The organism is Pseudomonas sp. NBRC 111123, from assembly GCF_001320205.1.
GTDB classification, from domain to species: Bacteria; Pseudomonadota; Gammaproteobacteria; order Pseudomonadales; family Pseudomonadaceae; genus Aquipseudomonas; species Aquipseudomonas putida_J.
Map to the genome: position 1 here is coordinate 1 of NZ_BCAZ01000097.1, position 3,011 is coordinate 3,011.

The 3,011-nt window shown below is 56.7% G+C and carries 4 protein-coding genes and 3 tRNA genes; all 7 read right to left on the bottom strand.

Annotated features, from left to right (window positions below; genetic code table 11):
• Nucleotides 1-162, bottom strand: a 162-nt coding sequence (locus tag APH27_RS26285) for a GTP-binding protein (RefSeq protein ID WP_256250717.1), incomplete at its 3' end; no start/stop codon positions are given.
• A gap of 79 nt (nt 163-241) precedes the next feature.
• Nucleotides 242-317, bottom strand: a tRNA-Thr gene (locus tag APH27_RS25380).
• Between the two features lie 29 nt (nt 318-346).
• A tRNA-Gly gene (locus APH27_RS25385) sits at nt 347-420 on the bottom strand.
• 24 nt (nt 421-444) lie between these two features.
• Nucleotides 445-528, bottom strand: a tRNA-Tyr gene (locus APH27_RS25390).
• A gap of 153 nt (nt 529-681) precedes the next feature.
• A complete protein-coding gene (locus tag APH27_RS25395; protein WP_060486217.1) occupies nt 682-1,107 on the bottom strand; it encodes a hypothetical protein in 426 nt (141 codons plus the stop codon).
• A gap of 7 nt (nt 1,108-1,114) precedes the next feature.
• Nucleotides 1,115-1,864 carry a pantothenate kinase gene (locus APH27_RS25400; protein ID WP_027919403.1) on the bottom strand — a complete coding sequence of 250 codons (750 nt, stop codon included), beginning with the start codon at nt 1,862-1,864 and terminating at the stop codon, nt 1,115-1,117.
• Nucleotides 1,854-2,813 (bottom strand): bifunctional biotin--[acetyl-CoA-carboxylase] ligase/biotin operon repressor BirA, encoded by a 960-nt coding sequence (birA, locus tag APH27_RS25405; RefSeq protein WP_060486218.1) that lies wholly within the window; start codon nt 2,811-2,813, stop codon nt 1,854-1,856. Before birA ends, APH27_RS25400 begins: the two co-directional genes overlap by 11 nt.
• Nucleotides 2,814-3,011 lie beyond the last annotated feature (198 nt).

Sequence of the window (3,011 nt, forward strand, 5' to 3'; positions counted from 1 at the left end):
TGGAGCCGAGTCGATTTTGTCGAACTCAACGACGGCCGAACCGAAAACTTCGGAGCAGACGCGAGTCAGAGCTGCGGTCAGAGTGGTCTTACCGTGGTCAACGTGGCCGATAGTGCCGACGTTAACGTGGGGAAGGGAACGATCAAACTTTTCCTTAGCCATCGATACAATCCTCCGCAGAAGAAAATAGTCTTACGCTGATAAAACAAAGGCAGATATTTTCATATCTGCCTTGTTTATATGGAGCTCTTGAGCGGACTTGAACCGCTGACCTCACCCTTACCAAGGGTGTGCTCTACCAACTGAGCTACAAGAGCGAAACACTTTGCGCAAAATCCTGCAAACTTGGAGCGGGTAGCGGGAATCGAACCCGCATCATCAGCTTGGAAGGCTGAGGTTCTACCACTAAACTATACCCGCGGAGCTTGCGGCTCTCGCTAAAACTGGTGGAGGGAGAAGGATTCGAACCTTCGAAGCTCTCGCAACGGATTTACAGTCCGTCCCCTTTGACCGCTCGGGAATCCCTCCAGATGTGGCCGGCATTTTATGTGTCTGCCGTCCTAGTGTCAAGCTTTTTTTCAAATTTTTTCAATCAAATCTGAAGCTTAGCTGCTTTGACACCCGCTTCCAGTTCTGCCACCTGAGTGGTGTTCCCTGTGAAGCGGGCGCCATTCTATCAAGCTATTCGCCAGTTGCAATACCCTGGCAGAAAATAATTTTATGTTTTAAGTCTTTGAAATCGTTGGAAAGAGTCTCGAGGACGGTTTGGTCCAGTAAACGCTCGCTTTCCGGGGAAATCTTGAGCCAAAGCCCTTCTGCCCCAGGCAGCTGGCCGGACACTGGAGCAGCATTGATATCCAGGCTCAGCAGGCGTTGCCGCAACGCATCAAGCTGCTCGCGACCAGCCAGGCCACCCAGCACCAGGCATTCGTCACGCCGCCGGGCCGGTGCCGATGCCCCTGTTTCCTTGAGCAGGCGAATCTCTTGCTGGTTACCTTTGTACAACGACAACGGGGCTACGTCCTTTGCCTTGAGCGGGGCTTCCTGTTGGTGCCAGACGTAATAGAAGACATTGAGCACCAGCAACAGCAGAAACAACCAACGCATAAGCACCTCAGTCCAGTGGACAGGCCATCGCCAGGCCGACAAATACCAGGTCGGGGACCACTCTGGCCTGTGGCGCTGCCTCTCGCACCAGCGGCGCATCCCCACCCGTCAGGAATACAGTGAAGTCGTCACCCCACAAGGCCCGCGCCTGCTCGAGCTGGGTACGGGCAAAGCCTTGCAGCATCAGCACACAACCACGCTCTACCGCTTCCACGGTGGAACGCCCTGGCTCAAGGCTGCTCAAGGCACGTTCGGCCGATGCGTCGTCATAGCGAATACGGCGGGTATGTGTGCGCAGCTGGCTACGCATCAACGGCATGCCAGGACAGATATAGCCACCCAGGTGCTCGCCGTCTGCGCAGACAAAGTCGGCCTTGGCTGCGGTACCCAGGTCAATGACCAGGCATGCCCCTTTGGCAAGATGAAAAGCCCCCAAGGCTGCCAGCCAACGGTCCATGCCTAGGCGCTGGTAATCGTCATAACCATTGCGCACACCTGCCATTTCCCGGGCAGGCTCGGCAACACGGGCAACGACTGCAAAAGCCTCGGCGATGAGCGCACAGAGGGCAGCGGTTTCATCTTCGCTGCGCACACTGACAATTCGGCAACCTGTAAGTCGCAAGGACGCCAGCGCTGCGACGTCGCCCACCAACGCCTGATCGGAGTCGACAATCCCACCACCAACAATGGTGGCGTCGGCAGCGTGAATGACACGCCACTTGATGAAGCTGTTACCGCAATCGAGCTCAAGAATCATCACGCAACCTCAAACTGAGCTCACCACCACTGAAGCTCTTTTCCACACCGTCGACCTCAAGGCGCAATCCACCCTGCCCGTCCACGCCCAACACGACACCATCGATACAGGTGGTGCCCGCAATGAGAGACACATTTCGCCCCTGCCATAGGTGCGCCTGCTCCCATTCTTCCTGGAACGCTGCAAAACCGTAGCGCCGATGACGGGCCAACTCATGTTGCAGCTGCTGGCTGAGCATGGCCACCAAGCGGTTACGATCAATCGTCGTACCGACCTCACGCCTGATCGAGGTCCATTGCTGGTCGACCTGATCATTGACCTGCATGTTCACATTAATACCAATGCCAAGGACAACATGGCAGACATCGGCGGGGTCGCCCACAAGCTCCAGCAGAATACCGGTGATTTTCTGCCCGCGGACCAGGACATCGTTGGGCCACTTCAAGCCCACGTCCTTGACACCAAAGCCCTGCAACGTGCGCATCACGGCCAGCCCAACAACCAGGCTGAGCCCTTCAAGCTGGCGCATGCCGCCATCGATACGCAGGACCATGCTGTAGTAAAGGTTTTCTGCGAATGGACTTATCCACATGCGGCCGCGACGACCACGCCCGGCACTTTGACGCTCAGCCAGGACCAGGAATGGAGCGGATTGCCCCTCGCTGGCAAGACGCAGACCTTCGGCATTGGTCGAATCGATGGTTTCGTGGATGAAAACAGGCCATGGCTCACCCTCTGCAAGCTCAGCGATCGCCTGCTCATCGAGCAAGCTAAGCGGCGCGGCCAATTGATAGCCACGCCCACGGACTTTATGAATGGTGAGGTTCAGCTCACTTTCCAGGTGTTGCAGCTGCTTCCAAACGGCGCTGCGACTTACCCCGAGGGCTGCCCCCAAGGCTTCTCCGGAATGGAACCGGCCATCCTTGAGGAGATTCAACAACTTCAGCATGCCAGTCTCGACTTGGAATAAGGCTGGCATGATAGCCATGGGTCGTTGGCTTGCATAGGAAAAGGGCTGCGGGTAACTGCCTGTAGGCGTGGGTTTGCCCGCGAAGCAGCTAGCGCGGTGGATGATACCGGCTTGGCCGAAGTCTCGGATGAACTCGCTCCACATGAGCCATGACCGCTTCAGGATTGTTACGACCAG